Consider the following 26,779-nt stretch of genomic DNA (forward strand, 5'->3'; position numbering starts at 1 on the left):
CGGCGATCCGGTTCGGAGGGAGGGGGGCGATGGTTTTCCAATGAACCATTGTCGGAACGGCGCGAGGGGGAACTTTCGCGCCGTTCCTGTTTGGGGACCGCAGGGCGTCGGCTAACGACCGGAAGGGGACCTATCTTGCATCGTCATCCCGGACTTGATCCGGGATCCATTCAACCGGCGCTGAGAGAATGGATCCCGGATCAAGTCCGGGATGACGAGAATCTGAAAATCGCGCTCAGCATCTCCGATCTTCGTCATTCCCGCGAAAGCGGGAACCCAGGGCGTGCGTCGGCTAACCCCACGCTGGGTTCCCGCTTTCGCGGGAATGACGAAGGTGGGCGGGGGCAGCTCCCCACCCAAAAGCCAACATCCGGCGCAGGCGATCGCAGCCCAACGAAAAAGGGCGGCCCCGAAGGACCGCCCTTTTTGTTTCAGCGATTTCGCCGAAAGCCTTACGCCGCCTTGGGCAGCGCCGCCTTCGCCTGCGCGATGATCGCGGTGAAGACGCCGCCTTCGTTCATCGCTAGATCGGCCATGACCTTGCGGTCGAGTTCGATCCCGGCCAGCTTCACGCCGTGCATGAACTGCGAATAGGTCAGGCCTTCGGCGCGGACCGCAGCGTTGATGCGCTGAATCCACAGAGCGCGGAAGGTCCGCTTCTTCACCTTGCGGTCGCGATAGGCGTATTGGCCGGCCTTTTCGACCGCCTGCTTGGCGATGCGAATGGTGTTCTTGCGACGGCCGTAATAGCCCTTCGCCTGATCCAGAATCCGCTTGTGCTTGGCGTGCGTGGTCGTGCCGCGTTTGATGCGTGACATGGTCTAGCGCTCCTTACTTCAGGCCGTAGGGCGCCCAGAGGCGCACATGGGCCGTGTCCGAATCGCTGAGCACGCTGGTGCCGCGGTTGGTGCGGATATATTTCGAATTGTGCGAAATCAGGCGGTGGCGCTTGCCGGCAACGCCGTGCTTCACCTTGCCCGAGGCGGTGAATTTGAAGCGCTTCTTCACACCGCTCTTGGTCTTCAGCTTGGGCATTTTCGTCTCCTTGTTGAGCGACGATATCGACCGGCCCTGGCAGCCCTTGTCGCCAGGCAGGTCCGCTAATCTATCGTGCGAAGGCGCGCGCCTAGACGGATTCGCGCCGAATTGCAAGCACGGAAGCGGCCTAGAAGCTGGCCCCATCGACCTTCTGGATCGTCAGCGAATCGAGGTCAGCCTCGGACACGCAGCGGAGGTTGACCGCCGCCATCTTCTTGCCGTCGGGGCCGGTGCCGACCGAAAAGCCCTGGCAGCCGCATGTCGTGCAGAATTGATGGTCGATATTGTGCTTGTTGAACGTGTAGGAGGCGAGCCTGTCGCTGCCGCCGGTCAGCCGGAACTGATCGATCGGCACGAAAGCGAGCAGGAAGCCCTTGCGCCGACAGTGCGAGCAGTTGCAGCTCATCGCCGTCGTGGGAATGTCCCCCTCGACCGTATAGGTCACCGCGCCGCAATGGCAGCTTCCGTCGAACGCCATGTCTCTCTCCTTGGGGCCTGGCCTTAATGGTGGCAGGCAAGCCCTTCGATAACATCTTCCAGCCGCGCCGGATCGCCCAATGCGATGACATGGCCGCTACTGTCGGCGTTCAGCGGTTCGCCGTTCCAGTCGCACATCGTCCCGCCCGCGCCCTCGACGATCGGGACGAGTGCCGCATAATCGTGGAGCTTCAACCCAGCCTCGACGACCAGATCGATATGCCCGCTCGCCAGCAGGCCGTAATTATAGCAGTCGCCGCCGAAGACCATGCGCTTGTGCGATGTCTTTGCGGCGAGCGCCATGAAATGCTCGCCGTCGTGATCGCTGAAATATTGCGGCCCGGTGGTCGCGAGCACCGCCTCGGCGAGGCTGCGGCAGGTGCGGGTCGCGGCGGGCTTGCCGCCGAACAGCGTCGGTTGCCCCATCGCGCCGACCCAGCGCTCGCCCGAAATCGGCTGGTCGATGATGCCGATCAGCGGCCAGCCGTCTTGCAGCAGCGCGATCAGCGTCCCGAAAATCGGGCGACCCGCCATGAAGCTGACGGTGCCGTCGATCGGGTCGAGCACCCATTGGCGCGCCGCGTCGGGGCGCTCGGCGCCATATTCCTCACCGATGATGCCGTCGCGCGGGGCCTCGGCATCGAGCAGGCGGCGCATGGCGGCTTCGGCAGCGCGGTCGGCCTCGGTCACGGGGGAAGCGTCGGCCTTGGCCTCATGCTGAAAAGCCGCGCGGAAGAAAGGCCGGATCGCGGCGCCCGCAGCGTCGGCGAGGCGATGGGCGAGGGCGATGTCGGATTCGAGGGTCATGCGGGGAGCCTATACTAGTAAAAGCCGTGTGTCCCCGCGAAGGCGGGGACCCATCTCCCATCGGTGCAAGATGGAATCGACCGGAGATGGCCCCCCGCCTTCGCGGGGGAACGGCGTTTTCCTTCGATGCCGGCCTAGTCGAACAGCGACGACACGCTCGTTTCGTCGGCGATGCGCTTGATCGCTTCGCCGAGCAAAGGCGCAACGGTCAGCGCGCGGACCTTGCCGCTGTCGTTGACCGCGTCGGTCGGCTGAATCGAATCGGTGATGACGAGTTCGGTGAGCTCGCTCGCATCGACGCGCGCGACCGCGCCGCCCGACAGCACGCCGTGCGTGCAATAAGCGACGACGCCCTCGGCGCCCGCGGCCTTCAGCGCGGCGGCGGCGTTGCAGAGCGTGCCCGCAGAATCGACGATGTCGTCGATCAGGATGCAGAAGCGGCCCGCGACGTCGCCGATGATGTTCATCACCTCCGATTCGCCGGCGCGCTCGCGGCGCTTGTCGACGATCGCGAGGGGGGCGTTGTCGAGCCGCTTCGCCAGCGCGCGGGCGCGCACCACGCCGCCGACGTCGGGCGACACGACCATCAGATTCTTGCCGCCGAAGCGGGCCTGGATGTCGGCGCTCATCACCGGTGCGGCATAGAGATTGTCGGTCGGGATATCGAAGAAGCCCTGGATCTGCCCGGCGTGGAGATCGATCGCGAGGACGCGGTCGGCGCCCGAGGTGGTGATCAAATTGGCGACGAGCTTGGCCGAGATCGGCGTGCGCGGACCGGGTTTGCGGTCCTGGCGGGCATAGCCGAAATAGGGGACGACCGCGGTGATCCGCTTGGCCGAAGCGCGGCGCAGCGCGTCGGTGAGGATCAGCAGCTCCATCAGATTGTCGTTGGCCGGGAAATTGGTCGGCTGGACGACAAACACATCCTGGCCGCGCACATTTTCGTGGATTTCGACGAAGACTTCCTCGTCGGCGAAGCGGCGGACGCTGGTGTCGGTCAGCGGCAGCTCGAGATAGTCGGCGATCGCGCGGGCCAGCGGCAGATTGCTGTTGCCGGAGATGAGTTTCATGGGGGCCCTTTCGCGGCGAGTGGGATTGCGCCGCCCTTAGCCAGCGGGCGCCGATAGGGGAAGGGGGTAATGGCGGACCGGCTCCTGGCGCGGGAAGAATGAAAGCCAGTGATAGCCGTGCGTCTCTTCGGTTGAACGGGCGGGGCGGTTGCGCCTAAACCCCCCGGCATGACAACCGAACTCTCCATCGTCCTGTCGCAGATGACCCAGTCGGTCGGCGACCTTGCCGCCAATGCCGACGCGATGCGCGGCGTTCGTGCGCGGCACCGGGACGCCGACCTGATCCTCTATCCCGAGTTGCAGCTGATCGGCTATCCACCCGAGGATCTGGTGCTCAAGCCCGCGCTCGCGACACGTGCGGCGGCGATCCTGGCCGAGCTGGCGGCCGAGACCGGCGACGGCGGCCCGGCGATGCTCGTCGGGTCGGTCGAACGCGATGCGGAGGGGCGGCTCTACAATATCGTCGCGCTGCTCGACGAGGGCCGCGTGATCGCAAGGCGGCGCAAGCACGAGCTGCCCAATTACGGCACCTTCGACGAGAAGCGGGTCTTCGCGCCGGGGCCGCTGCCGCAAGTGGTCGAATGGCGCGGGGTCAAGCTCGGGCTGCCGATCTGCGAGGACGGCTGGTTTCCGGCGGTCTGCGGGCATCTCGCCGGTCAGGGCGCGGAACTGCTGATCTCGGTCAACGGCAGTCCCTATGAGATCGACAAGGACGATCGCCGCCTGACGCAGGTGTTCGCGGCGCGCGTCGCCGAGACAAAGTTGCCGCTGATCTTCCTGAACCGCATCGGCGGGCAGGACGAGCTGGTGTTCGACGGCTGCTCCTTCGTGCTGAACGCCGACGGTCAGGCCGCGCACCGGCTGACCGATTGGGAAGGCGAGGAGCGCCTGACGCGCTGGACCAGGGGGGACGCTGGCTGGACCTGCGAGCCGGGCGCGATCGCCGAGTGGGAAGCGCATCCCGCCGACATTTACAGCGCGATGATCCTGTCCTTGCGCGACTATGTGACACGCAACCGCTTCCCCGGCGTCGTGCTCGGCCTGTCGGGGGGCATCGATTCGGCGATCTGCGCCGCCATCGCCGCCGACGCGTTGGGGCCGGACAAGGTCTGGTGCGCGATGCTGCCGAGCCGCTTCACCAGCCAGGAAAGCCTCGATGACGCGAGCGGCTGCGCGGCGATGATCGGATGCCGGCTCGACACCATCCCGATCGCGCCCGCGGTCGAGGCGTTCGACGCGATGCTCGCGGACAGCTTCGCCGACAAGGCCGTCGATACGACCGAGGAGAATGTCCAGTCGCGCATTCGCGGCGTCACGCTGATGGCGCTTTCCAACAAATTCGGCCCGATGCTGCTGACGACAGGCAACAAGAGCGAGATGAGCGTCGGCTATGCGACCATCTATGGCGACATGGCGGGGGGCTATAATCCGCTGAAGGACGCATACAAGACGACGGTGTTCGCGCTCGCCGAATGGCGCAACGCGCATGTGCCGCGGCTGTCGCGCAATCCGGTGACGCCCGTGATGCCCGCCAATATCGTCACCAAGCCGCCGAGCGCCGAACTTCGCCCCGACCAGAAGGACGAGGACAGCCTGCCGCCTTACGCCGACCTCGACCGGATGCTTCACATGCTCGTCGAGGAGGAAGCGAGCGTTGACGATGTCGTGGCGCGCTACGGCTTCGACCGTGCGGCGGTGGCGCGGATCGAGCGGCTGCTGATGCTCGCCGAGTATAAGCGCCGCCAGGCGCCGCCGGGGGTCAAATTGTCGACGCGCAATTTCGGCCGCGACCGGCGCTATCCGATCACCCACGGGTTCCGGACGGGATAATAGGGACTGTCCCCATTTATTCGCGCAGAGCGCGCGGAGGACGCAGAGAGAGAATAGGAAAATCTTGGTGTGTCCCCGCGAAGGCGGGGACCCATCTGCTGTCGGTTCCAGATAGCGCCGACCGGAGATGGACTCCCGCCTTCGCGGGAGCACACGGGTTTCTTCTCTGCGTCCTCCGCGCGAATCCCGCCTCTTTGCGGCTTCGCGCGAACCAATTTCACAGTGTCGGCAAAACAGCTATAGGCGCGGCCCATGACCGTCACGACCCGCTTCGCTCCCTCGCCGACCGGTATGCTCCACGTCGGCAACGTCCGCACCGCGCTGCACAACTGGCTGTGGGCGCGGAGGCACGGCGGGCGTTTGCTGCTGCGCATCGACGACACCGATATCGAGCGGTCGAAGGAGGAATATGTCGAGGGGATTCGCGCCGACCTCGCGTGGCTCGGGCTCGACATCGATGGCGAGGAGCGGCAGTCGATGCGCTTCGCGCTCTATGAGGCCGAGTTCGAGCGGCTGAAGGCGGCGGGCCGCGTCTATGCCTGTTACGAGACGCCCGAGGAGCTGGAGATCCGCCGCAAGATCCTGCTCTCGCGCGGACTGCCGCCGGTCTATGAGCGCAAGCCTGCCGATGCGCCGGTGCCCGCGGGCACCGCGCCGCACTGGCGCTTCCGTCTCGACCATGCGGCGCCGATCGCGTGGACCGACCTGATCCGCGGCGACCAGCATTTCGACCCGAAGACGCTGTCCGATCCGGTCGTGCGCCGCGCCGACGGCAGCTGGCTCTATCTGCTGCCGAGCGTGATCGACGATATCGCGATGGGGATCACCCATGTGGTGCGTGGCGAGGATCATGTGTCGAACACCGCGGCGCAGGTCCAGATGTTCGCGGCGCTCGGCGCCGAACCGCCGGCCTTTGCGCACGAGGCGCTGCTCGTCGGAACCGAGGGTAAATTGTCGAAGCGGCTCGGCTCGCTCGGCATGGAAGGGCTGCGCGAGCAGGGGGTCGAGCCGATCGCGCTCGTCGCGCTGCTCGCGCGGCTGGGGACGAGCGATCCGGTCGAGCCGGTGACGTCGCCCGCGCCGCTGATCGAAAGCATCGACTTCGCGCGCTTCGGCCGCGCCCCGGCGCGCTTCGACGAGGCCGAACTGGCGCTGCTTAATCAGAAGATATTGCACCACACCGATTATGCCGCAGTCGCGCCGCGCCTGCCGGTCGCGATCGGCGAAGCGCGCTGGAACGCGATCCGCCCGAACCTGACGACGGTCGCCGAAGCGGCCGATTGGGTCGCGGTGTTCGACGGCCCCTTCGCGCCGCCCGCGCCCGAAGCAGGCGACCGGCCGGTGCTCGCGGCGGCGGCGGCGGCAGCGCCCGCGCTCGACTGGAGCGCCGATCCGTGGCGCGCGCTGACCGATGCAGTCAAGGCGGCGACCGGCGCGAAAGGCCGCGCGCTCTTCCTGCCGCTGCGCCGCGCGCTGACCGGGCGTGATCATGGCCCCGATATGGCGGAGTTGCTGCCGCTGATCGGCCGGGACCAGGCGATCGCGCGGCTTTCGGCCTGATATCCGGCCTTTCGGCGCCGGCTCTTTTGAATGTTTCGCGCAAAGACGCAAAGACACAAAGAGGCCGCTCGGGGCCGAACGGCCCCATTTTCCCTTAACGGTGCGGCTGGCCGCAGCGTAAAAGGAAAAAGCCGCTTCGCGGCAAACACGACCTCTTTGTGTCTTTGCGTCTTTGCGCGAAACCAATAGCGCCCTCTCGGCTCATTCAGGCAAATGGCCTCGCACACCGGCGCTCCATCGTCCCGGCTTGACAAATTTAGAGATGTTATATTATCTCTTAACTTGACCCGGCTCATAGGGACGGTCAACGCATGGGGCCGGGTCGATAAGGCAAGGAGAGGTGCCATGACCCTGATTCCCATGATGTCCGCGATCATCGCAAGGCCCGCGAAACACAGCGCGCCCGCCGGGGCCGCGCCGTTCGCGCGCGAGAGCTACGACCCCGGCGCCACGCATCGTCCGGTCGCCGCGGCGTTCGCCTTCGGGTTGCCGGCGGCGCTCGTCGTCGCGGTCGCGCTGTCGCCGATGATCGTCAAGCAGACGCCGCGAAGCGAGCCCCAGACGTGGACCGACTTCACCGTCGACAAGCCGAAGCCCGAGCCGCGCCCCGATCCCAAGCCGCAGGCCGACCCGATCCAGACCGAGTTCACCGCGCCGCCGACGCCGTTGCCGCCGGTGTCCCGGGGCTCGACCGATGTCGCGCCGCTGCCGCCCTATACGCCGCCCGCAGGCAGCGGCACCGGTTCGACCGTCGTCGATCCGCCGCTGCCGCCGAAACCCGCGCCGTTCGTCGTCGCCCAGGTCGACCCGCGCTACGCCGGCAGCTTCCAGCCCGACTATCCGGCGAGCGAACAGCGGCGCGAGATCGAGGGGATCGTGCGGGTGCGCGTGCTGGTCGGCACCGACGGGCGGGTCAAGGCGGTCGAGCTGGTCAGCACCGACAGCCAGGGCTTCTTCGAGGCGACGAAGCGGCGCGCGCTCGCCAAATGGCGCTTCAAGCCCGCGACGCGCGGCGGCGTCGCGGAGGAAAGCTGGAAGGAAATGACCGTGCGTTTCCAGATTCGCAACGGCTGAAACCCCTCCCGGGAGCGGGGGCTTCGTTGGCGCCCGCTCCCGCTTTTCCTCGACGCATGGCTTGACATCGGCGCCGAATCCCGCCAATGGCGCGCGGATAAATGGGGGCGGCGCCCGACGCGCGGCCCTCTTTGTTTTTCACAGCAACCGCCGGGGCCCCCAGTCCCGCCACATGCGCCGGATGTCCCTGCGGATGTGCCAATAGTTCGAGGAACAGGGCCATGGCCAAGCCGACGACCGTCAAGATCAAGCTGGTGAGCACCGCCGACACGGGCTTTTTCTACGTCACCAAGAAGAACCCGCGCACGATGACCGAGAAGATGTCGGTACGCAAATACGACCCGCGTGCGCGCAAGCACGTCGAGTTCAAGGAAGCCAAGATCAAGTGATGCCTGTCCCCATGCGCCGGAAGCGCGTGGGCGGATAAGGCGTCATCCCCGCGAAAGCGGGAGCCAGAAGGGCGGCCGCGTGCCGCCCTTTTTCGTGGGCGGATGGCGGGCTTCCACCGTCGCGCCCGCGAAGGCGGGGGCCGCTGGAGGTTTACGCGGCGGCGATGGCTGGTGTCGGTCGCTTTCGGCTTGGCGTCCGCCCGGCTTGACGCCACAACGGCCCGCATGAACCGTATCGCCATCCTCGCCATGGCCGTATAGGGACTCGAAGAAATGCCGATCATCGCCGCGCGCCATTATCATCAGGGCAAGCTCGTCCGCGACCTTGGCCCCGACGACGTCATCCCGGAGGATTGCACCGACGAGGATTTCTTCTGGCTCGGCCTGTTCGAGCCGACCCCCGACGAACTCGGCGGGATCGCCAAGCGCTTCGGCCTCCATCCGCTCGCGGTCGAAGATGCGCTGAAGGCGAAGCAGCTTCCCAAGGTCGAGGTCTATGGCGATCAGCTTTTCGTCATCGCCGCAACCGGCACGCTGGATGGCGACACGATCCAGTCGGGCGAGACCGCGATCTTCCTCGGCCGCCATTTCGCGGTCACCGTCCGCCACGGTTCGGCGCGCGCGCATACCGAGGTGCGTCAGCGGCTCGAAACGCTGCCCGCGAAGCTCGCCCACGGACCCGACTATGTCCTCTATGCGATTCTCGATTTCATCATCGACGGCTATTTCCCCGTCGTCGATGCGATCGAGGACCGGCTGCTGCTGGTCGAGGAAAGCGTGATGGACACGCCGCTCGACGCCGAGGAGATTCGCCACCTCTATGCCCAGCGGCACGAGATCATCCGGTTCCAGCGCATCGTCGGACTGATGAAGGATGTTGCGGCCCGCCTTGTCGGCGCCGCCGACCTGCCGTGGATCGACGAGGCCGTGCGCCCCTATTTCCGCGATGTGTGGGACCATGTCCAGCGCGCCGAATTCCGCCTGTCGGGGCTGCGCGAAGTCGCAGGGTCGGTCGTCGACACCAATTCGCTGCTCGAACAGCAGCGGCAGGGCGCGATCACGCGCCAGCTTGCGGCCTGGGCGGCGATCCTCGCGGTGCCGACCGCGATCGCGGGAATCTATGGGATGAATTTCGAGCATATGCCCGAACTCGGCTGGACCTTCGGCTATCCGTTCGCCATTGCCTTGATGGCGAGCATCTGCGGCCTTCTCTATTGGCGGTTTCGGACGATCCGCTGGCTCTGATTGCGTTCGCTCCGTCGCATCGCGGCCGGCGGCGGGCAACCCGCGACGCCTCCCACGCATTTCGGGCCACGCATTTCGGGCCACGCATTTCGGGTGGGTGCCTCCGGTTCGGAGCGCCTCCCGCTAACCTTCTTTTAATCGGTTGCTCCGACACCCGTCTTCATGGCCATAACCGGATATTTCCTCCCCGCAGCGCCGGGCGCCGATGTGCGCGGCAGCACCCGCCGCAAGCTCAGCCTTCCCGCAGAGGGGAGGCAGAGCGGCGGCGCCGGACTTGCGGTGCTCGTCCACAATATTTCGGAAACGGGACTGCTCCTCGAAAGCGACGCCGCCGTTGCGGTTGGCGACCGGATCGAGATCGACCTGCCGCACGCGGGCGACAGCCCGGCGACAGTGATGTGGATCAGCGGCCGGCTCGCCGGTTGCCGCTTCGACGCTCCGGTATCGCCCGCGACACTGAGCGCCGCGCAGCTTCGCAGCAGCGTCACGCACGATCCGCATTTCGACGACGAGGCCGCTTCGCCCGCCGATCAGGCTTTCGGAGGCCGGCTTCAGCGTCTGCGCGCGCAGGCGGGCCTCAACCAGGCCCAGCTTGCCGACCGCATGGGCGTCAGCGCGCCCGCGGTCTCGGGCTGGGAAAAGGGGCGTGCGCGGCCCAAGCACAGCCGCATGGCGGCGCTTGCGGCGATTCTCGGCGTGTCGACCTCCGAACTGCTCGGAGACCATGCCGTCGGGGAATTGCATGACCTGATCGAGCGCAGCCGCGTTCAGATCGCAAGCGCGGTCGGGACGAGCGCCGACAAGGTCCGAATCATCATCGAACTGTAAGGCGACATGACGGGCGCCTTGGCGAGTTTCGACCGGCAAGCGGTATTCGGCGTTATATAATTTCGTCATTCCCGCGAAAGCGGGAACCCAGTGTGGGGTCAGCCGACGCACGCTCCGGGTTCCCACTTTCGCGGGAATGACGATGATGGGGAGTCCATTGCCGACCGCGAAACCGCCACACTTCGGCCATTCTGCTTGCCCTCGCACCGATCCGCCCTATATTCCTTCCCACGCGACACCGAAGGAGTGAACAGGATCATGGATCTGAACTGACTGCATCGCCCGTAAGCCGTGCCTTCAGGAAAGCTCTGTCCATGTCCTCTATCACTCTCGCCAACCTCGGTTGGTCCACGCCCGATAACCGCACCATCCTCTCGGGGCTCGATCTCCATTTCGCGCGCGAGCGCACCGGCATCGTCGGACGCAACGGGGTTGGCAAATCGACGCTGCTGCGCCTGCTCACCGGCGAGTTGACGCCCGCGACGGGGCATGTCGCCGTCGATGGCCGCGTGGCGCTGCTGCGCCAGTCGGTGCAGGTCGGCGCGGGCGAGACGATCGCCGATCTGTTCGATGCGCGCGCGGGGCTTGCGTTGCTCCGCAAGGCGGAGGCGGGCGCGGCGAGCATCGACGAGATCGCCGAGGCCGACTGGGCGCTCGAGGCGCGGATCGACGAAGCGCTCGCCGCGGTCGGCCTGTCGCTTGCCGCCGATACGCCGCTCGATGCGCTGTCGGGCGGGCAGCGCACGCGCGCCGCGCTGGCGGGCGCGATGTTCGGCGCGCCCGATTTCCTGCTGCTCGACGAGCCGACGAACAATCTCGACCGCGAAGGCCGCGCCGCGGTGCGCGAACTGCTGCGCGGCTGGCGCGGCGGCGCGATCGTCGTCAGCCACGACCGCGAACTGCTCGAGGAAATGGACGCGATCGTCGAGCTGACCGCGCTCGGCGCCGCGCGCTACGGCGGCGGGTGGAGCGCTTATCGTGCACGTAAGGAGATCGAGCTCGCCGCCGCCGAAGCCGAGCTTGCGGGCGCCGAAAAGCGGCTCGACCAGAGCCGGCGCCAGGCGCAGGCGGCGACCGAGAAGCAGGATCGGCGCGATTCCGGCGGGCGGCGCAAGGCGGCGCGCGGCGACATGCCGAAGATCGTCATTGGCGGCCTCAAGCGCCGCGCCGAGGAAACGCGTGCTTCGGCCAGCCGCCTCGCCGAACGCCAGCGCGGCGCGGCCGAGGGAGCGGCCGCCGCGGCGCGCGGCCGGATCGAGGTCGTCGACCCGCTCTCGGCGGGCCTGCCCTCGACCGGCCTTCCCGCGTCGCGTACCGTGCTCGAATTGAGTCGCGTCACCGCGGGCTATGCGCCAGGGCGGCCGGTGATCAGCGACCTGTCGCTGACGATCACCGGGCCAGAGCGCGTCGCGATCACCGGCCCCAACGGCTCGGGCAAATCGACGCTGCTCGCGCTCGTCGCGGGGACGCTTGCGCCCTGGTCGGGACAGGTGCACGTGCCGGTGCCCTTCGCCCTGTTCGACCAGCGCGTGTCGCTGCTCGACCCCGCGCTGTCGATCGCCGACAATTTCCTCCGCCGCAATCCCTGCACGACCAACAACCAGTGCCGCGCGGCGCTGGCGCGGTTCCGCTTCCGCGCCGACGCCGCCGACCGCATCGCCGGCACGCTCAGCGGCGGGCAGATGCTCCGCGCCGGCCTCGCCTGCGTCCTCGGCGCACCGATGCCGCCGCAATTGCTGATCCTCGACGAGCCCGGCAATCACCTCGACCTCGATTCGCTGACCGCGATCGAGGCGGGGCTTGCCGCCTATGACGGCGCGCTGCTCGTCGTCAGCCACGACCCGGCGTTTCTGGACGCGATCGGGATCGAGCGCGAGATCGCGCTGGGACGGTAGGAGGGAGCGCTTTCTTTCCCCTCCTCTTTAGAGGAGGGGCAGCGAGACTTACGAGCTTGCTCGTTAGTCGCAGCGGGGTGGTCCATGCGGGCTGGGCGCAAGGCCGCTTTCACCACCCCAAACCCCTCCTCTGAAGAGGAGGGGCTTAAAGAGCTCGCTCCTTCCCCTCACCCATCGCGCAGCGGTCGCCGCGCGGCTTCGTTCTCGACGATATGGCGGATCGTGATCAGCGTCTTGAACGAATGGACGCCCTTGTCTTCCCCCAGCGCGCGGCGGGTGAAGACGTCATATTCCTCCATCGACCCGACCTGGACCTTGAGCAGGAAATCATCGTCGCCGGTGACGTCCCACGCCGCGGTGATTTCGGGATGGCGGGCGATCTCGCGCGCGAAATTGTCCATCGTCTGCGGCCCCGCCTGCTGCATCTGGACGAGCACGTGCATGGTGAGCGCCGAGCCGGTGAGCGCGGGGTCGACCAGCGCGATGTCGGCGACGATCACTTTCTCCTCGCGCAGCCGGCGGAGGCGGCGCAGCACCGCCGAAATCGACAGTCCGACCGTGTCGGCGAGTATGCGCGCGGGCTGGAGATTGTCGCGGCGGACGAGGTCGAGCAGGTGGCGGTCGAAGCGGTCGAGATCGATCATTTTTCGCATATTCTGGCTTATAGCGCAAAAATTGGTCGCCGATACGCCGAATTTCGGCGCCTATAGTCGGTGCGAATCGCCTAGATGGTTCGTATCCGAACCGTTCGAGCCGACGGCTCTCTCCCCTCCCTGCGGTTCGGATGCAGGAGATCGAATATGGCCCACATCGCACCCGAAACCAACTGGCTCCAGCGCCTCTGGACCTCGGTGGTCGAAACCTCCGCCGCCGCCGTCGCGGCGCATTATCACGCCCCGTGGGAGCGTAAGGCGAAGCATTGAGCGGCTGTCCGTCGTCCCCGCCTTTCCGAATGAAGGCGATCGACCCGAATGGCTGAGCGCGGATCTCATATTTCGTCATCCCGGACTTGATCCGGGATCCATTCCTTCTCCGCCAGTTTGAATGGACCCCGGATCAAGTCCGGGGTGACGAGGCAAGCAGCGGACACGCGCCGCTCAGGCAAACGCCCCGACGCTCTCGATGAACTTGATCACCGAAATCGGTTTCGAGACATAGGCTTCGGCCCCGGCGGCGCGGATCTGTTCCTCGTCGCCTTTTCCGGCATAGGCGGTAACCGCCATGATCGGCACCGCGCGCAGCGTCAGGTCGGCCTTCATCTGGCCGATCAGTTCGAGCCCGCTGACGTGCGGGAGCTGGATGTCCATGATGATCAGGTCGGGCGCGATCTCGCGCGCCTTTGCCAGCGCGTCGCGTCCGTCGCGCACCGGATGCGCCTGATAGCCGTGGGCGTTGAGCAGGTCGCAGAACAGGCGGAGGTTCAGCTCATTATCCTCGACGACCAGGATGGTCTTGCCCATGTAAAATCTCTTCCCCACCTTGCGTGCGCGGTCCGTTTAGGCGAATCGGCGGCACGACACAATTCATCGCGGCGAAGGGATTCCCGATTGGATGAGGATGATACGGCGCTGGCGCTCCACGCGCTCGGCTGGATTTTGAGCGACGACCCGCGCGCTGAAAGGTTGCTCGGCATGACCGGACTCGACCCCGATTCGCTGCGCGCCTCGCTCGGCGAGCAGGCGACGCTCGCCGCGATCCTGTCATTTCTCACTACCCATGAGGCCGATCTGATCGCTTGCGCAGAAGCGCTCGACGTGACGCCCGAAACCCTTGCCGCCGCTGCGCGGCGCCTCGAAGGCAACCAAAGGATGGACGCATGACCCGCCCGCTCGTCATCACCGATTGCGACGAGGTGCTGATGCACATGGTCGTCCCCTTCGCCCAGTGGGTCGACGAGGAGCATGGCGTGCTCTTCCGCATGGAGGATGCGAGCTTCGCCGGGGCGCTCAAGCGCAAGGAATGCGGCACGCCGCTGGAGGCGGCCGAGGTGTGGCCCCTGCTCGACGGCTTCTTTCGCACCGAAATGGGGCGGCAGACCGAGATTCCGGGCGCGATCGCGGCGATGGCGGCGATCGGCGATATCGCCGACATCGTCGTGCTCACCAACGTCGGCCCCGACCATCAGGCGGCGCGCGGCGCGCAGCTTGCCGCGCTCGGCTTTCACGCGCCGGTTATCGGCAGCCGCGGCGGCAAGGGCGAGCCGGTGCGCGCGCTGATCGCGGAGCGCCGGCCGTCGGTCGCGGTGTTCATCGATGACCTGCCGAACCACCATCATTCGGTGGCGATCGAGGCGCCCGAGGTCTGGCGGCTCCATTTCGTCGGCGAGCCCGCGATCGCCGACAAGGTGGCTCCTGCGAAAAATGCCCATGCGCGAATCGACGATTGGAGCGCGGCGCGCGACTGGATATTGGCGCGGCTCACCGAAAATATTCCGGCCCCAGCCCTGCAACCCGTATAAAGGAACGATCATGTCCGACATCCCCGCCAAGCTCGCCGCCCTCGGCCTCGACCTGCCCAAGCCCGCCGCGCCGGTCGCGGCCTATGTGCCGGTGGTCGAGCAAGGCGGGCTGCTCCATATCTCGGGCCAGCTTCCCTTTCGCGACGGCCAGGTCGTCACCGGCAGGCTCGGCGCCGACATGGACGAGGCGACGGGCTATGACGCCGCGCGTCGCTGCGCGCTGATGCTCGTTGCGCAAGTCGGCCAGGCGGTCGGCGGCGACTGGTCGCGGGTCGAGCGGATCGTCAAGCTCGGCGTCTTCGTGAACAGCGACCCCGGCTTCACCGCGCAGCCGAAGGTCGCGAACGGCGCGTCGGAGCTGATGGAATCGCTGTTCGGCGAAGCGGGCCGCCATGCGCGCAGCGCGGTCGGCGTGTCGGTGCTGCCGCTCGGCGCCGCGGTCGAGGTCGATGCGATCGTCGCGGTGAAGCCGGCGTAGGAAATCGCCTTGCGCGAGGTCCAAAATCTTTCTGTGTCCCCGCGAAGGCGGGGACCCATCTCCGGGCGGTTCCATCTTGCACCGACCGGAGATGGACCCCCGCCTTCGCGGGGGAACATGATTTTTCCTTTCTTCGTCGGTGATATGTGAATGGCCGAAGCCGACCCGCCCGCGCGGACCGTCACGCTCGGCAGCGGCGTCGCCGCGGTCGATGCGGCGGCGTGGGACGCGCTCGCGGGCGGGGGCAATCCGTTCGTCAGCCATGATTTCCTGACATTACTCGAGCTATCGGGCAGCGTCGGACCTGGCACCGGCTGGCAAGCGGCGCCGATCCTGATCGAGGATGCCGATGGCGCGCTGGTCGCCGCCGCGCCCGCCTATCTCAAATCGCACAGCCAGGGCGAATATGTCTTCGATCATGCGTGGGCCGATGCCTGGGCGCGTGCCGGGGGCGACTATTATCCGAAGCTGCAGATCGCGGCGCCCTTCACCCCGGTGCCGGGGCCGCGCCTGCTTGCACAGGACGAGGCGGCGGCGCTGCTGCTGATCCGCGGCGCCGAAGCTGTGGTGCGGCAGAACGGGCTGTCGTCGGCGCACGCGACCTTCGTCGCGCCCGAGCAGATGCCGCTTTTCGAGCGCGCGGGCTGGCTGGTGCGGCGCGACATCCAGTTCCATTTCGCCAATGCGGGCTATGCCGGCTTCGACGATTTCCTCGCCACTTTGACCTCGGCCAAGCGCAAGCAGCTCCGCAAGGAACGCGCGCGGGCGGTCGAGGGCCTGCGGATCGAGGAGGTCACGGGTGAGGCGATCGGTCCCGATCACTGGGATGCGATGTGGGCCTTTTATCAGGACACCGGCGCGCGCAAATGGGGCCATCCCTATCTGACCCGCGCGGCGTTCGACCTGATGGGGCGGCGCATGGCCGACCGGATCATCCTCGTCATCGCCTATGACGGCGCGGCGCCGGTCGCGGGGGCGATGCATTTCCTCGGGTCCGACACGCTCTACGGCCGCTATTGGGGCTGCGTCCGCGACATCCCCTATCTGCATTTCGAGCTCTGCTATTATCGCGCGATCGACATCGCGATCGAACGCGGCCTCCGCCGCGTCGAGGCGGGTGCGCAGGGCGGGCACAAGCTCGCGCGCGGCTATGGCCCCGTCGCGACCTGGTCGGCGCATTATATCGCCGACCCGGGCTTCCGCCGCGCGGTCGCCGACTATCTGGAGCGAGAGCGGGCGGCCGAGGTGCAGGAAATGGAATGGCTGGAAGGGCATATGCCGTTCCGGCGGGCCGAATAAATCTCACGCAGCGGCAAAACCTCAGGCCGCGAAGCGCCGGGCCGCCGGGCGGCGGGCGGTTTCGTCGAGCCAGGCGCGCGCCTGGCGCTGGGCTTCGGCGATTTCGTCGCGGCTCATTTCGTCGGACAGCTCGGCGCGGCATTGCTGCCCTTCGAGGCTGCCGCCGAGTGCGGCGAGATTGAACCATTTATGCGCCTGGATCAGATCGACATCGACACCGCCGGTCCCGGTGGAAAAGGCGATGCCGAGATCGAAATAGGCATTGGCATCGCCGCGCGCCGCGTCGAGCAGACGGCTTTCGATCAGATATTGGGCAGACTTCAGACTGTTCGCCATGATAACCCCCTTTGCCTCCACCCCACATGGAGACCTCGGCCCCCAAATTTGCTGTTTATGGTCAACAAAGCGTTAACAGCGGTGCGGATTTTTGGGGATAATGCGGGAAAGGGACGGAAAAGAGCGGATTTTTCAAGACATAAACCGTCGCCCCCGCCTGCGCGGGGGCGACGGGGTTTTATTCGACCGCCAGATTGTCGATCAGCCGCGTCTTCCCCATCCGCGCCGCGGCGAGCAGGCGCGCGGGTTTGCGGAATATGGTCAGCCTTTCGAGGCTGTCGGCATCGGCGAGCGCGACATAGTCGACGCTGTCGAAACCGCCCGCGACGATGTCGGCTTCGGCTTTCGCAAGCGCTTCGGCAACGTTGGCGCCGTCCGCGATCGCCTTTGCCGCCGCCTTCAGCGCGCCGGGAAAGGCGATAGCTGCCCCGCGCTGCTCCTTCGACAGATAGGCGTTGCGCGACGACAGCGCGAGGCCGTCGGCGTCGCGCGCGATCGGCGCGCCCAATATGTCGAGCGCGAAGTCGAGGTCGCGTGCCATGCGGCGGATGATCGCGAGCTGCTGCCAGTCCTTTTCGCCAAAGATCGCGATGTCGGGGCGCACCTGATTGAACAGTTTCGACACGATCGTCGCCACGCCGTCGAAATGGCCGGGCCGCGCCGCGCCGCAATAATCGGCGCCGAGTTCGGCAACCTCGATATGCGTCGAATGACCGGCGGGATACATGGTGCCGACGTCGGGCGCCCAGAGCAGCGCCACGCCCGCTTCCACCAGCAGCGCAGCGTCGCGATCTTCATCGCGCGGATAGGCGGCAAAATCCTCGTTCGGGCCGAACTGGGTCGGATTGACGAAGATCGACACGACGACATGGTCGGCGACGCGCCGCCCCATGCGCACGAGCGACAGGTGGCCGTCGTGGAGCGCGCCCATCGTCGGCACCAGCGCGACGCTCTTTCCCCCCTGCTTCAGTGCCGAAACGGCACGGCGCAGCATCGCGATGTCACGGATGATTTGCACGCTTGCCCTGCCTCCGATATTGGCGGCGCAACGACCACCCCAAGCGGCTGCCATGCGCCGCCAACAGGAAAATCGCAACGCTCATGACGACGCCCGCCCCGCACCGCATCATCTTTGCCAATGAAAAGGGCGGGACCGGCAAATCGACCTGCGCGGTGCATTTCGCGGTCGCGCTGACCAGCCTGGGCTGGCGCGTCGCGGGGATCGACCTCGACCCGCGCCAGCGCACCTTTCACCGCTATCTCGAGAATCGCGAGAATACCGCGAAACGCCGCGATATCGATCTTCCCACCCCGCGCTTCGAGGTGTTCGAGGGGTCGACGATCGAAGATCTCGACGCGCAGGTCGCGCGGCTGGCCGAGGGCGTCGATTATCTGATCGCCGACACGCCGGGGCGCGATGACATCTTCGCGCGTCACCTCGCGACCACCGCCGACACGCTCGTCACCCCGATCAACGACAGCTTCATCGACTTCGACCTGATCGGTCAGGTCGATCCCGAGACCTTTCAGGTCGTGCGCCCCAGCTTCTATTCGGAACTCATCTGGGACACGCGCAAGGCGCGTGCGAAGAGCGACGGGCGGACGATCGACTGGATCATCCTGCGCAACCGCCTCCAGCATGTCGACGCGCATAATATGCGCCGCGTCGGCGAGGCGCTGAACCAGCTCTCGCGCCGCGTCGGCTTTCGCGTCATCCCGGGGCTCGGCGAGCGCGTCATCTATCGCGAGCTGTTCCCGGCCGGTCTCACCTTGCTCGACAAGGCGCACCTCGGCGGCATGGGGATCGGCCACGTCGTCGCGCGGCAGGAATTGCGCGAAGCGATGGGCGGACTGAACCTTCCGGCGCGCGAGCGGTTTCATCCGGACGGGGACCTGTTCGCCGCCGCCTGAATATTCTCCCCAAGAGGACAGCCATGACCCACCAATTCCACCCCACGATGCTGCGCGAATATGACATTCGCGGTGTCGTCGGCGACACGCTGTCGGCCGCCGATGCGACCGCGATCGGGCGCAGCTTCGCGACGCTGATCCGGCGCGCAGGGGGCAGGCGGGTCGCTGTCGGCTATGACGGAAGGCTGTCGTCGCCGATGCTCGCGGAAGCCTTGGTCGAGGGGGTCAACGCCGCGGGAGTCGATGCCCTGACCATCGGCCTGGGGCCGACGCCGATGCTCTATTATGCCGCGTCAACCGAGGATGTGGACGGCGGCATACAGATAACCGGCAGCCACAACCCCCCCGACTATAACGGCTTCAAGATGGTGTTTCAGGGGCATCCCTTCTTCGGCGCCGACATCCAGCGGATCGGCGAAATCGCTGCCACGGGCGACTGGGAAAGCGGCGAGGGATCGGCGGAGAGCATCGACATCGTCGACGCCTATGTCGACCGGCTGGTCGAGGGCTTCGCCGGCAGCGCCTTCCGCATCGGCTGGGACGCCGGCAACGGCGCCGCGGGCACCGTCATCGAAAAGCTCACCGCGCGGCTGCCCGGCGAGCATCATCTTCTCTACACCGACATCGACGGCCATTTTCCGAACCACCATCCCGATCCCACGGTCGAGGCGAATCTGGCCGATCTTCGGAAGCTGGTCGCGGAGAAGAGCCTCGATTTCGGCGTCGCTTTCGATGGAGACGGCGACCGCATCGGCGCGATCGATGGCGAGGGCCGGGTGATCTGGGGCGATCAGCTCCTGCAAATCTATGCCGCGGCGGTGCTGAGGGAGCATCCCGGCGCGACGATCATCGCCGACGTCAAGGCGAGCCAGGCGCTGTTCGACCGCGTCGCCGAACTCGGCGGGAAGCCGCTGATGTGGAAAACCGGGCACAGCCTGATCAAGGCGAAGATGAAGGAAACCGGCAGCCCGCTGGCGGGCGAGATGAGCGGGCATATCTTCTTCGCCGACCGCTATTACGGCTATGACGACGCGCCCTATGCTGCGGTGCGATTGATCGAGGCGGCGACCAAGCTTGGGAAAAGCGTCACCGAACTGCGTGGTGAGATGCCCGCGATGGTCAACACCCCCGAGCTCCGCTTCCAGGTCGACGAGGTGCGCAAATTCGCCATTGTGGACGAGGTTCTGGCGCGGCTGGCGGCATCGGGTGCGACGGTCGACCGCACCGACGGCGCACGCGTGCTGACCGGCGACGGCTGGTGGCTGCTCCGTGCCTCGAACACCCAGGATGTCCTCGTCGCGCGCGCCGAGGCGAAGGACGAGGCGGCGCTGGCGCGGCTGATGGCGGCGATCGACGAGCAGTTGGCGCTGTCGGGGGTGGAACGCGGCGAAAGCGTTGGGCATTGAGCCCTGTCACGCCCTCCCCTTCAGGGGAGGGCAGCGAGACTTATGAACTTGTTCGTTAGTCGCAGCGGGTGGGGGCCAGCAGCCTTGCGCCATGTCGCAGGCCCCCACCCCAACCCCTCCCCTGAAGGGGAGGGGCTTTTTGTCCCTGCAAAATTCCTGCCAGATTGACCTTTGCCGCTTCGCTGCGGTAACGCGCGCTGGGGGCTAGAACGGAACCGACCTCTTTATGACCGACGAAACCACGACCGCGACGGCCGAAGGCGACCACGGCGTTTCCGAACACCGCGCGCATGTCCAGGAGGATGCCGTCGCGGGCAATGGCCTCGCGATCATCTCGATCGCCAAAAGCTATGACAAGCGCGTCGTCCTCTCCGACGTGTCGCTGTCGGTCGGCAAGGGCGAGGTCGTCGGCCTGCTCGGCCCCAATGGCGCGGGCAAGACGACCTGTTTCTATTCGATCATGGGGCTGGTGCGGCCCGACGCCGGGCGCATCATGCTCGACGGCGCCGACATCACGTCGCTGCCCATGTATCGGCGGTCGATCCTCGGCCTCGGCTATCTGCCGCAGGAAACCTCGATCTTTCGCGGCATGACCGTGGCCCAGAATATCGAGGCGGTGCTCGAACTCGCCGAACCCGACAAGATCGCGCGCGAGCGGCGGCTGGAGGAATTGCTGGAGGAGTTCGGCCTCGCGCGGCTGCGCGATTCGGCGGCGATGGCGCTGTCGGGCGGCGAGCGCCGCCGCGCCGAAATTGCGCGTGCGCTGGCTGCGAACCCGTCGATCATCCTGCTCGACGAGCCGTTCGCGGGGATCGACCCCCTGTCGATCAGCGACATCCGCGACCTCGTCGCCGATCTCAAGACGCGCGGCATCGGGGTGCTGATCACCGATCACAACGTTCGCGAGACGCTCGACCTCGTCGACCGCGCCTGCATCATCTACGACGGCAAGGTGTTGCTTGCCGGATCGCCCGCCGAGCTGGTGGCGGACCCCGAGGTGCGGCGGCTCTATCTGGGTGAGGGCTTTTCGCTGTGAGCGCACCTTACAATCGAAAATGGTTCGTGTTCCCCCGCGAAGGCGGGGATCCATCTCCGGACGGCGTCATGTCGAACCGGCAGGAGATGGGTCCCCGCCTTCGCGGGGACACACGGATTTTCTGATGCGGTAGCTGCCCATGGCGTTGGGTCCGCGCCTCGATTTACGCCAGTCGCAATCGCTGGTGATGACGCCGCAGTTGCAGCAGGCGATCAAGCTGCTTGCGCTGTCGAACCTCGAACTCGAAGCCTATCTGGCCGAAGCGCTGGAGGGCAATCCGCTGCTCGACGCCGCGCCCGCCGACCGCGACGAGGGCGGCGCGGATGAGGGCGGCGAGGAGGCGCTGCCCGCCGCCGACGTGCAGCCCGATACCGATGCAGCCTTGTCCTCCGACGCCGGCACCGCCGACGACCTCGACGTCGATTTCGCCGAGGAGCGCTTCCACCACGACAGCGCGAGCGATTCGGTCGGCCTGTCGGGCGAGGCGAGCGAAGGCATCGACTTCGACAGCTTTGCCGAACATGAGAGCACGCTCCACGACCATCTGCTCGCGCAGGTCGGCGAGCGCTTCGGCGGGATCGAGGCGGTGGTTGCGGCGCAGCTCGTCGCGCTAATCGACGAGGCGGGATACCTCCGCGCCGACCTTTCCGAGCTTGCGGCGCAGCTCGGCGTGCCGCTGGCGCTTGTCGAGGCGGTGCTCGCGGGCATCCAGACCTTCGACCCGTCGGGCGTCGGCGCGCGCGACCTCGCCGAATGCATCGCGATTCAGGCGCGCGAGGCCGACCGCTACGACCCCGCGATGGCGACGATGATCGCGCACCTCGATCTGGTGGCGAAAGGCGCCTTCCCGCAATTGAAGCGCATCTGCGGCGTCGATGACGAGGATCTCGCCGACATGATCCGCGAGCTGCGCGGCTACGACCCCCGACCGGGGCTGAAATTCGGCGGCGATGCGGTGCAGGCGGTCGTCCCCGACCTCTATGTCCGCCAGACCGCAAAGGGCTGGGCGGTCGAGGTCAACAGCGGCACCCTGCCGCGGCTGCTGGTCAACCGGCGCTATTATGCCGAACTCGCGGCGGGCGCGGCGGCGAAGAGCAAGGCGTGGCTGTCCGAGCAGCTTGCGGGTGCCAACTGGCTCGTCCGCGCGCTCGACCAGCGCCAGCGCACGATCGTCAAGGTCGCGAGCGCGATCGTCAAGCAGCAGGAGGGCTTCTTCCTCCACGGCGTCGCGCACATGCGCCCGCTGACATTGCGCCAGGTCGCCGAGGACATCGGTATGCACGAATCGACCGTCAGCCGCGTCACCAGCAACAAATATCTGTCGTGCGCGCGCGGGCTGTTCGAGCTCAAATATTTCTTCTCGTCGGGGATTTCGGCGACCGAGGGCGACGGCGCGGTCTCGGCCGAGGCGGTGAAGAGCCGGATCAAGGCGATGATCGAGGCCGAGGACGCCAAGGCGATCCTGTCCGACGAGACGATCGCGCAGAAACTGTCGGCCGAAGGCCACGACATCGCGCGGCGCACCGTGGTCAAATATCGCGAGGCGATGGGCTATGGCTCGTCGGTGCAGCGGCGGCGGCAGAAGGCATTGGCGGGATAGGATTCCATTCGCGCAGAGGCCTCAGAGGATTTGGTTCACGCGGAGGCGCGGAGACGCGGAGGAAAAAGGAGATTGGCGGCTTTGCCGCCCATTTTTTCTTCTCTGCGCACTCTGCGATGTCAGCGCGAACAGAATCTTCTCCGCGTCTCCGCGTCTCCGCGCGAACTTTTTGGGCCGCTAATGCTCCATGGGGCAGTTGACTTTTCTCACCTATCCCCATAGGTGCGCCGCTTCGCGTAGCAACGCCAAGATTTACGGAAAAGACCCATGAAGATTCGCAACAGCCTGAAGTCGCTGAAGGACCGCCACCGGGACAACCGCGTGATCCGCCGTCGTGGCCGGACCTATGTGATCAACAAGACCAACCGCCGCTTCAAGGCGCGCCAAGGCTGATGGTCCTGCCGGGGCGCCTGCCGCCCCGTGCGCATCTGCGAGCCAGCGTGACGCCGTCGGATGCTTCCGGCGGCGCTTTCGCGTGTCTGGAGGGTGCATGATTCCCCGCTGCGTGATTTTCGACGTCGGCCGCGTCCTGTTCGACTGGGATTTGCGCCATCTGTTCGCGAAGCTGATCGCCGATGAGCGCGAACTCGACTGGTTCGTGACCAACGTCGTCACCCCCCAATGGCATTTCCAGCACGATGCCGGCCGCCCGCTGGCCGCGATGGTGCCTGAGCGGAAGGCCGAATTTCCGGGCCACGCGGCGTTGATCGACGCCTATGCGACGCGCTTCAACGAAACGATTCCGGGGCCGGTGCCCGGAAGCCTGGAACTGGTCGAGCGATTGGACGCGGCGGACGTGCCGCTGTTCGCGATCACCAATTTCGGGCATGAATTCTGGGAGGCGTTTCGCCCGACCCAGCCGGTCTTCGACCGTTTTCAGGACATCATTGTGTCGGGCACAGAAAAGCTAATGAAACCCGACCCGGCGATCTATGCCCTCGCGATCGAACGATTCGGCATCGACCCCGCGGGCGCGCTGTTCGTCGACGATGTGGCCGCGAATGTCGCGGGCGCCGAATCGGTCGGCATCGCCGGGCATCGCTTCGTCGATGCGGCGGCGCTCGAACGCGACCTCGTCGCGCGCGCCTATCTGACGGGCCGGGCGTGAAAATCCGCGTCGCGACCGCTGACGATCTGCCGGCGATGCGCGAGCTGATGCGCCGCGCGATCGACGAACTGCAACGGGGCTTCCTGTCGGCGGCCGAAGTGCGCGCGAGCCACGCGGTGATGGGGCTCGACACCCAGCTTGTTGCTGACGCTACCTATTTCGTCGCGATGATCGACGGCGAGTTGGCGGGATGCGGCGGCTGGAGCCGGCGCGCGACGCTCTATGGCGGTGATCATAGCAGCGACCTCCGCGAGCCGCGCCTGCTCGACCCCCGGTCCGAGGCGGCGCGCGTGCGCGCGATGTACACCGACCCCGCCTTCACGCGCCGCGGCGTCGGGCGCGCGATCCTGAAAGCGTCGGAAGCCGCCGCGCGCGCCGCGGGTTTCGCGGCCGCCGAATTGATGGCGACGTTGGCAGGCGAACCGCTCTATCGCGCGAGCGGCTATGTCGAGATCGAGCGCACGGCCGCGCCGGTCGACGGCGTCGACGTCCCGCTGATACGGATGCGCAAGCCGCTCGTCTGAGACTGGTCGGAGTCGGGCCATGATGGCGTCGACGGCGTGGATCGGCAGGGTGTGCGATAGGGCTCGCGCAAAGGCGCAAAGACACGAAGAGGTCCCGCTTGCCGCGAAGCGGCTTTTCCCTACGAACATTTGGGCAAGCCGCGCCGTCGAAGGAAAAATAGGGCCATTCGGCCCGAGCCAGCTTCTTCGTGTCTTTGCGTCTTTGCGCGAAATAAATGGAAGCTACTTCTCCACTCCCAATTGCGTCAGCACGAAGGCGAACTCCTCGGCATCCTCGTGGAGCGAGCCCCAGCGGCCCGATTTGCCGGCATGGCCCGCGCCCATGTTGGTGCGCAGCAGCAGCGTCGCGTCATTGGTGCGCGTCGCGCGGAGCTTGGCGACCCATTTGGCGGGCTCCCAATAGGTGACGCGCGGGTCGTTGAGGCCCGCCGAGACGAGCATCGGCGGATAGGATTTGGCGGTCACATTGTCGTAGGGGCTGTAACTCAGCATATAGTCGAACGCCGCCTTGTCGGTGATCGGATTGCCCCATTCGGGCCATTCGCCGGGGGTGAGCGGCAGCGTTTCGTCGACCATCGTGTTGATCACGTCGACGAAAGGCACCCCCGCCAGCACCGCACCCCACAATTCGGGCGCCTCGTTAGTGACCGCCCCCATCACCTGCCCGCCCGCCGAGCGGCCCTCGATCGAAATCTTGCCGGCGCTGGTATAGCCCTTCGCGATTAGCCCCTTGGCGACGTCGATGAAGTCGTTGAACGTATTCTTGCGGTGATCGGTCTTGCCCGCGAGATACCAGGCGCGGCCCAGATCGTCGCCGCCGCGAACGTGCGCGATCGCATAGATCATGCCGCGATCGACGAGGCTGAGCCGCGTCGTCGAGAAGCCCGGCGGGATGCGATAGCCATAGCTGCCATAGGCATAAAGGTGCATCGGCGCGCTGCCGTCGCGCTTCGTGCCCTTTTTGTAGACGAGCGAGGCGGGGATCATCGTCTTGCCGTCGCGGCTTGGAAGATTCACCCATTCGGTTACATATTGTGTCACTTCATAACCCGAAGGGATTTCCTGCACCTTCAGCGTTTCGAGCGTTCCGGTCGCGATATCATAGTCATAGACGGTATCGGGGGTGACCATCGACTCATAATCGAGCCGCAACTTGTCCTGATGATATTCGGGATTGTCGCCGAGTCCCGCCACATAAGTGGCCTCGGGAAAGGCGATCCGGCCGGGGGTCAGCGGCGCGTCATAGCGACGGACGTCGACCTGATCGAGCCCGTCCTCGCGCGATTCCAGAACGAAATAGTCGCGGAACACCGAGAAACCCGTGATGTAGCTATGGTCCGATCCGGGGATCAGCGTTTTCCATGTCCCCGGCGCCTCGATGCTCGCGGTCGCAACGCGGAAATTGGGATGCTCGTCGTTGGTGAGGATGTAGAGCGTGCCGTCGCGCTCATCGACGCTATACTCGCGGCCCTTCTGGCGCGCCGAGACGAGTTGCATCTCTGCCTCGGGATTGTCGGCGGGGAGCAGATAGACCTCGTTGGTCTCATTATCGCCGGTCCCGATGACGATATAATTGTCGGCCGCGGTCTTGCCGATCCCGACGCCGAAACCGATGTCGGGCTCCTTGTAGAGCAATTTGTCCTGGCCGACCGGGGTGCCGAGCTTGTGCAGCCGGACATTGTCGGTGCGCCAATTCTCGTTCGCGAGGCCATAGAGGATCGCATCGTTCCCCGCCGTCCAGACGAGCGACGACAAAGTGCCGGGAATGACGTCGGGGAGCAGTTCGCCGGTTTCCAGGTTGCGGACGCGCGCCTCGAACCGCTCGGAGCCGTTATCGTCGAAGGAATAGGCCATCAGCCGGCCGTCGGGGCTGATCGACAGTTCGGCGAGGCGGAAATAATCCTTGCCCTCGGCCATCGCGACCTCGTCGAGGATGAGCTGGGTCTCGCCGGAGCCTGACGCGGGTTTGCGATACCATTTCTTATACTCGGCGCCCTCGTCATATTCGACCCAATAGAGCCAGTCGCCGTCCTTCTGCGGCACCGAGGAATCGGCCTCCTTGATGCGGCCCTTCATTTCCTGAAACAGGGTTTCGACGAGCTTTGCGTGCGGCTTCATCGCCGCGTCGAAATAGGCATTTTCTTGCCTGACATAATCGAGGACGTCCGCGTCATCGACGACCGGATAGCTCGGGTCGCGCAGCCAGAAATAGGGATCGGACAGAGTTTTGCCGTGCAGCGTCGATTCGTGCGGCCGCTTGTCGGCAACCGGAGCGGCGGGCAGCGCGGGACTGTCGGTCAATGGGATCTCTTTCTCTTGGGCAAGGGCGGTGGGAGCAAAAGCGCCGGATGCGGCCACGAGCGGGGTGGTAATTGCGGCCAGGAACATCCAAATAGCACGCATCACAAGA

General features: G+C 66.2%; 29 protein-coding genes. 19 read left to right on the forward strand and 10 right to left on the reverse strand.

Features of this window, described 5'->3' with window-relative positions; genetic code table 11:
- Nucleotides 1–452: 452 nt before the first annotated feature.
- The 5 genes from rplT to OJI97_RS01805 form a co-directional block, all read right to left on the reverse strand.
- Entirely contained in the window at nt 453–818 is a 366-nt protein-coding gene (rplT, locus tag OJI97_RS01785) for a 50S ribosomal protein L20 (protein WP_257546047.1), read from the reverse strand.
- 13 nt (nt 819–831) lie between these two features.
- The gene (rpmI, locus tag OJI97_RS01790) at nt 832–1,035 is read right to left on the reverse strand and encodes a 50S ribosomal protein L35 (RefSeq protein WP_257546045.1); all 204 of its coding nucleotides are present in this window, start codon (nt 1,033–1,035) and stop codon (nt 832–834) included.
- 130 nt (nt 1,036–1,165) lie between these two features.
- Nucleotides 1,166–1,516 carry a GFA family protein gene (locus tag OJI97_RS01795; protein ID WP_297660467.1) on the reverse strand — a complete coding sequence of 117 codons (351 nt, stop codon included), beginning with the start codon at nt 1,514–1,516 and terminating at the stop codon, nt 1,166–1,168.
- A 23-nt stretch (nt 1,517–1,539) separates the two neighbouring features.
- Nucleotides 1,540–2,322 carry a histidinol-phosphatase gene (hisN, locus tag OJI97_RS01800; protein WP_297660470.1) on the reverse strand — a complete coding sequence of 261 codons (783 nt, stop codon included), beginning with the start codon at nt 2,320–2,322 and terminating at the stop codon, nt 1,540–1,542.
- A gap of 134 nt (nt 2,323–2,456) precedes the next feature.
- Nucleotides 2,457–3,392, reverse strand: coding sequence for a ribose-phosphate pyrophosphokinase (locus OJI97_RS01805; protein ID WP_297660474.1), 936 nt, complete (start codon nt 3,390–3,392; stop codon nt 2,457–2,459).
- A gap of 168 nt (nt 3,393–3,560) precedes the next feature.
- Between OJI97_RS01805 and OJI97_RS01810 the strand changes: the two genes are divergently transcribed.
- The 7 genes from OJI97_RS01810 to OJI97_RS01840 all read left to right on the forward strand — a co-directional run bounded on the left by OJI97_RS01810 (nt 3,561) and on the right by OJI97_RS01840 (nt 12,213).
- On the forward strand, nt 3,561–5,222 hold the full coding sequence (locus OJI97_RS01810; RefSeq protein ID WP_297660476.1) for an NAD+ synthase: 1,662 nt from the start codon (nt 3,561–3,563) through the stop codon (nt 5,220–5,222).
- A gap of 252 nt (nt 5,223–5,474) precedes the next feature.
- Nucleotides 5,475–6,782 carry a glutamate--tRNA ligase gene (locus OJI97_RS01815; protein WP_297660479.1) on the forward strand — a complete coding sequence of 436 codons (1,308 nt, stop codon included), beginning with the start codon at nt 5,475–5,477 and terminating at the stop codon, nt 6,780–6,782.
- A 345-nt stretch (nt 6,783–7,127) separates the two neighbouring features.
- On the forward strand, nt 7,128–7,856 hold the full coding sequence (locus OJI97_RS01820) for an energy transducer TonB (RefSeq protein WP_297660482.1): 729 nt from the start codon (nt 7,128–7,130) through the stop codon (nt 7,854–7,856).
- Nucleotides 7,857–8,077: 221 nt separating this feature from the next.
- Nucleotides 8,078–8,245, forward strand: coding sequence for a 50S ribosomal protein L33 (gene rpmG, locus OJI97_RS01825; protein WP_003042331.1), 168 nt, complete (start codon nt 8,078–8,080; stop codon nt 8,243–8,245).
- Nucleotides 8,246–8,518: 273 nt separating this feature from the next.
- Nucleotides 8,519–9,490 (forward strand): magnesium and cobalt transport protein CorA, encoded by a 972-nt coding sequence (locus OJI97_RS01830; protein ID WP_297660488.1) that lies wholly within the window; start codon nt 8,519–8,521, stop codon nt 9,488–9,490.
- 162 nt (nt 9,491–9,652) lie between these two features.
- The gene (locus OJI97_RS01835; protein ID WP_297660491.1) at nt 9,653–10,318 is read left to right on the forward strand and encodes a helix-turn-helix domain-containing protein; all 666 of its coding nucleotides are present in this window, start codon (nt 9,653–9,655) and stop codon (nt 10,316–10,318) included.
- Nucleotides 10,319–10,632: 314 nt separating this feature from the next.
- A complete protein-coding gene (locus OJI97_RS01840; protein WP_297660494.1) occupies nt 10,633–12,213 on the forward strand; it encodes an ABC-F family ATP-binding cassette domain-containing protein in 1,581 nt (526 codons plus the stop codon).
- 167 nt (nt 12,214–12,380) lie between these two features.
- On the opposite strand, the gene OJI97_RS01845 is transcribed toward OJI97_RS01840, so the two are convergent.
- On the reverse strand, nt 12,381–12,866 hold the full coding sequence (locus OJI97_RS01845) for an Lrp/AsnC family transcriptional regulator (RefSeq protein ID WP_297660497.1): 486 nt from the start codon (nt 12,864–12,866) through the stop codon (nt 12,381–12,383).
- 147 nt (nt 12,867–13,013) lie between these two features.
- On the opposite strand from OJI97_RS01845, the gene OJI97_RS01850 reads away from it, so the two are divergent.
- A complete protein-coding gene (locus tag OJI97_RS01850) occupies nt 13,014–13,136 on the forward strand; it encodes a hypothetical protein (RefSeq protein ID WP_297660500.1) in 123 nt (40 codons plus the stop codon).
- A 174-nt stretch (nt 13,137–13,310) separates the two neighbouring features.
- Here the strand turns inward: OJI97_RS01850 and OJI97_RS01855 are convergent, their stop codons facing one another.
- Complete coding sequence (locus OJI97_RS01855) at nt 13,311–13,673, reverse strand: response regulator (RefSeq protein WP_297660503.1); 363 nt, start codon at nt 13,671–13,673, stop codon at nt 13,311–13,313.
- 87 nt (nt 13,674–13,760) lie between these two features.
- Here OJI97_RS01855 and OJI97_RS01860 point away from each other — a divergent pair, with 87 nt between their 5' ends.
- The 4 genes from OJI97_RS01860 to OJI97_RS01875 all read left to right on the forward strand — a co-directional run bounded on the left by OJI97_RS01860 (nt 13,761) and on the right by OJI97_RS01875 (nt 16,448).
- Complete coding sequence (locus tag OJI97_RS01860; protein WP_297660506.1) at nt 13,761–14,033, forward strand: DUF3572 domain-containing protein; 273 nt, start codon at nt 13,761–13,763, stop codon at nt 14,031–14,033.
- Complete coding sequence (locus OJI97_RS01865) at nt 14,030–14,671, forward strand: HAD family hydrolase (protein WP_297660509.1); 642 nt, start codon at nt 14,030–14,032, stop codon at nt 14,669–14,671. Before OJI97_RS01860 ends, OJI97_RS01865 begins: the two co-directional genes overlap by 4 nt.
- Nucleotides 14,672–14,681: 10 nt before the next feature.
- Nucleotides 14,682–15,149: a RidA family protein gene (locus OJI97_RS01870; RefSeq protein ID WP_297660511.1), complete on the forward strand. Its 468-nt coding sequence runs from the start codon at nt 14,682–14,684 to the stop codon at nt 15,147–15,149.
- A 150-nt stretch (nt 15,150–15,299) separates the two neighbouring features.
- Entirely contained in the window at nt 15,300–16,448 is a 1,149-nt protein-coding gene (locus OJI97_RS01875) for a GNAT family N-acetyltransferase (RefSeq protein WP_297660514.1), read from the forward strand.
- 21 nt (nt 16,449–16,469) lie between these two features.
- Here the strand turns inward: OJI97_RS01875 and OJI97_RS01880 are convergent, their stop codons facing one another.
- Both OJI97_RS01880 and panC read right to left on the reverse strand, forming a co-directional pair.
- Nucleotides 16,470–16,784: a hypothetical protein gene (locus tag OJI97_RS01880; protein ID WP_297660517.1), complete on the reverse strand. Its 315-nt coding sequence runs from the start codon at nt 16,782–16,784 to the stop codon at nt 16,470–16,472.
- A gap of 178 nt (nt 16,785–16,962) precedes the next feature.
- Nucleotides 16,963–17,802 (reverse strand): pantoate--beta-alanine ligase, encoded by an 840-nt coding sequence (gene panC / locus OJI97_RS01885; protein WP_297660519.1) that lies wholly within the window; start codon nt 17,800–17,802, stop codon nt 16,963–16,965.
- 83 nt (nt 17,803–17,885) lie between these two features.
- Between panC and OJI97_RS01890 the strand changes: the two genes are divergently transcribed.
- The 7 genes from OJI97_RS01890 (at nt 17,886) to OJI97_RS01920 (ending at nt 24,369) form a co-directional block, all read left to right on the forward strand.
- Nucleotides 17,886–18,695, forward strand: a complete 810-nt coding sequence (locus OJI97_RS01890) for a division plane positioning ATPase MipZ (protein WP_297660523.1) — start codon at nt 17,886–17,888, stop codon at nt 18,693–18,695.
- Nucleotides 18,696–18,718: 23 nt separating this feature from the next.
- Nucleotides 18,719–20,101: a phosphoglucomutase/phosphomannomutase PgmG gene (pgmG, locus tag OJI97_RS01895; RefSeq protein ID WP_297660526.1), complete on the forward strand. Its 1,383-nt coding sequence runs from the start codon at nt 18,719–18,721 to the stop codon at nt 20,099–20,101.
- Between the two features lie 226 nt (nt 20,102–20,327).
- Nucleotides 20,328–21,137, forward strand: a complete 810-nt coding sequence (gene lptB / locus OJI97_RS01900) for an LPS export ABC transporter ATP-binding protein (protein ID WP_297660529.1) — start codon at nt 20,328–20,330, stop codon at nt 21,135–21,137.
- Nucleotides 21,138–21,276: 139 nt separating this feature from the next.
- Complete coding sequence (gene rpoN, locus OJI97_RS01905; protein WP_297660532.1) at nt 21,277–22,737, forward strand: RNA polymerase factor sigma-54; 1,461 nt, start codon at nt 21,277–21,279, stop codon at nt 22,735–22,737.
- Between the two features lie 267 nt (nt 22,738–23,004).
- Complete coding sequence (ykgO, locus tag OJI97_RS01910; RefSeq protein WP_003046794.1) at nt 23,005–23,130, forward strand: type B 50S ribosomal protein L36; 126 nt, start codon at nt 23,005–23,007, stop codon at nt 23,128–23,130.
- A 97-nt stretch (nt 23,131–23,227) separates the two neighbouring features.
- Nucleotides 23,228–23,845: an HAD family phosphatase gene (locus OJI97_RS01915; protein WP_297660534.1), complete on the forward strand. Its 618-nt coding sequence runs from the start codon at nt 23,228–23,230 to the stop codon at nt 23,843–23,845.
- A 35-nt stretch (nt 23,846–23,880) separates the two neighbouring features.
- Nucleotides 23,881–24,369, forward strand: coding sequence for a GNAT family N-acetyltransferase (locus tag OJI97_RS01920; protein ID WP_297660629.1), 489 nt, complete (start codon nt 23,881–23,883; stop codon nt 24,367–24,369).
- 222 nt (nt 24,370–24,591) lie between these two features.
- Here OJI97_RS01920 and OJI97_RS01925 read toward each other — a convergent pair whose 3' ends face one another.
- Nucleotides 24,592–26,757: a S9 family peptidase gene (locus tag OJI97_RS01925; protein ID WP_297660632.1), complete on the reverse strand. Its 2,166-nt coding sequence runs from the start codon at nt 26,755–26,757 to the stop codon at nt 24,592–24,594.
- Between the last annotated feature and the right edge of the window lie 22 nt (nt 26,758–26,779).

Source organism: Sphingopyxis sp., from assembly GCF_025869345.1.
Lineage (GTDB): Bacteria > Pseudomonadota > Alphaproteobacteria > Sphingomonadales > Sphingomonadaceae > Sphingopyxis.

Coding starts and splice junctions, on each gene's coding strand:
- OJI97_RS01870 (WP_297660511.1), top strand. CDS start 14,682: ATGTCCGACATCCCCGCCAAGCTCGCCGCCCTCGGCCTCGACCTGCCC.
- OJI97_RS01850 (WP_297660500.1), top strand. CDS start 13,014: ATGGCCCACATCGCACCCGAAACCAACTGGCTCCAGCGCCTCTGGACC.
- rpoN (WP_297660532.1), top strand. CDS start 21,277: ATGGCGTTGGGTCCGCGCCTCGATTTACGCCAGTCGCAATCGCTGGTG.
- OJI97_RS01840 (WP_297660494.1), top strand. CDS start 10,633: ATGTCCTCTATCACTCTCGCCAACCTCGGTTGGTCCACGCCCGATAAC.
- ykgO (WP_003046794.1), top strand. CDS start 23,005: ATGAAGATTCGCAACAGCCTGAAGTCGCTGAAGGACCGCCACCGGGAC.
- pgmG (WP_297660526.1), top strand. CDS start 18,719: ATGACCCACCAATTCCACCCCACGATGCTGCGCGAATATGACATTCGC.
- OJI97_RS01830 (WP_297660488.1), top strand. CDS start 8,519: ATGCCGATCATCGCCGCGCGCCATTATCATCAGGGCAAGCTCGTCCGC.
- OJI97_RS01875 (WP_297660514.1), top strand. CDS start 15,300: ATGGCCGAAGCCGACCCGCCCGCGCGGACCGTCACGCTCGGCAGCGGC.
- OJI97_RS01795 (WP_297660467.1), bottom strand. CDS start 1,516: ATGGCGTTCGACGGAAGCTGCCATTGCGGCGCGGTGACCTATACGGTC.
- rplT (WP_257546047.1), bottom strand. CDS start 818: ATGTCACGCATCAAACGCGGCACGACCACGCACGCCAAGCACAAGCGG.
- OJI97_RS01920 (WP_297660629.1), top strand. CDS start 23,881: ATGCGCGAGCTGATGCGCCGCGCGATCGACGAACTGCAACGGGGCTTC.
- OJI97_RS01915 (WP_297660534.1), top strand. CDS start 23,228: ATGATTCCCCGCTGCGTGATTTTCGACGTCGGCCGCGTCCTGTTCGAC.
- lptB (WP_297660529.1), top strand. CDS start 20,328: ATGACCGACGAAACCACGACCGCGACGGCCGAAGGCGACCACGGCGTT.
- rpmG (WP_003042331.1), top strand. CDS start 8,078: ATGGCCAAGCCGACGACCGTCAAGATCAAGCTGGTGAGCACCGCCGAC.
- OJI97_RS01820 (WP_297660482.1), top strand. CDS start 7,128: ATGACCCTGATTCCCATGATGTCCGCGATCATCGCAAGGCCCGCGAAA.
- OJI97_RS01845 (WP_297660497.1), bottom strand. CDS start 12,866: ATGCGAAAAATGATCGATCTCGACCGCTTCGACCGCCACCTGCTCGAC.
- OJI97_RS01865 (WP_297660509.1), top strand. CDS start 14,030: ATGACCCGCCCGCTCGTCATCACCGATTGCGACGAGGTGCTGATGCAC.
- OJI97_RS01925 (WP_297660632.1), bottom strand. CDS start 26,757: ATGTTCCTGGCCGCAATTACCACCCCGCTCGTGGCCGCATCCGGCGCT.
- OJI97_RS01880 (WP_297660517.1), bottom strand. CDS start 16,784: ATGGCGAACAGTCTGAAGTCTGCCCAATATCTGATCGAAAGCCGTCTG.
- OJI97_RS01805 (WP_297660474.1), bottom strand. CDS start 3,392: ATGAAACTCATCTCCGGCAACAGCAATCTGCCGCTGGCCCGCGCGATC.
- OJI97_RS01835 (WP_297660491.1), top strand. CDS start 9,653: ATGGCCATAACCGGATATTTCCTCCCCGCAGCGCCGGGCGCCGATGTG.
- OJI97_RS01855 (WP_297660503.1), bottom strand. CDS start 13,673: ATGGGCAAGACCATCCTGGTCGTCGAGGATAATGAGCTGAACCTCCGC.
- OJI97_RS01810 (WP_297660476.1), top strand. CDS start 3,561: ATGACAACCGAACTCTCCATCGTCCTGTCGCAGATGACCCAGTCGGTC.
- rpmI (WP_257546045.1), bottom strand. CDS start 1,035: ATGCCCAAGCTGAAGACCAAGAGCGGTGTGAAGAAGCGCTTCAAATTC.
- OJI97_RS01890 (WP_297660523.1), top strand. CDS start 17,886: ATGACGACGCCCGCCCCGCACCGCATCATCTTTGCCAATGAAAAGGGC.
- hisN (WP_297660470.1), bottom strand. CDS start 2,322: ATGACCCTCGAATCCGACATCGCCCTCGCCCATCGCCTCGCCGACGCT.
- OJI97_RS01815 (WP_297660479.1), top strand. CDS start 5,475: ATGACCGTCACGACCCGCTTCGCTCCCTCGCCGACCGGTATGCTCCAC.